Annotated in this window: 1 protein-coding gene; it reads right to left on the bottom strand. The window is 78.9% G+C overall.

The window, feature by feature from the left end:
• Positions 1–583, bottom strand: a 583-nt coding sequence (locus ND748_RS33480; RefSeq protein ID WP_251750213.1) for an aminotransferase class I/II-fold pyridoxal phosphate-dependent enzyme, incomplete at both ends; no start/stop codon positions are given.

Below are 583 nucleotides of genomic sequence, written 5' to 3'. Positions count from 1 at the left end.
AGCCAGACGTGCACACCCCCGCTGGGCGGCTGCGGCGGGTCGAGGGTGGGCAGGGCCCGCGCGATCGCGGCGAGCAGCGCCGCCCGGCGGGCCAGCAGCACCCGGCGCAACGACGCCAGGTGCCGGCGCCAGCCCGGGGTGCTGAGCAGCTCCACCGCGGTCTGCTGGAGCACCGGGGCGACGAACAGGTCGTCGGTGATCCGCACCCGGGCCAGCCGGGCCGCGACCGGGCCGCGGGCGGTGACCGCCGCGATCCGCAGGCCCGGGGACACGCTCTTCGACAGGGACAGCACGTGCACGACGTGACCGTCCGGGTCGGCGGCGGCCAGCGGGGGCGGGCTGACCGCGGTGAGATCCAACGGCGCCACCCAGTCATCCTCGACGCAGAACGCCCGGTGGTCCCGCAGGGCCGCGAGCACCGCCGGCCGGCGGTCCGGGGCGAGCACCGCCCCGGTGGGGTTGGCGTGGCGCGGCTGGAGGTAGACCAGCCGGGCCCCGCTGCGGCCGAGAACGTCGGCGAGATCGTCGGGGCGCACCCCGGCGCCGTCCGCCGGCACCGGCACCGGCACGATGCCCCCGCCGC

Origin of the sequence: Frankia sp. AiPs1, assembly GCF_023716945.1 — a bacterium.
In the GTDB taxonomy this organism is placed as follows: Bacteria; Actinomycetota; Actinomycetes; order Frankiales; family Frankiaceae; genus Frankia.
Note: the sequence above shows the minus strand (reverse complement) of the source record. Positions and strands in the feature narration are given on the sequence as shown.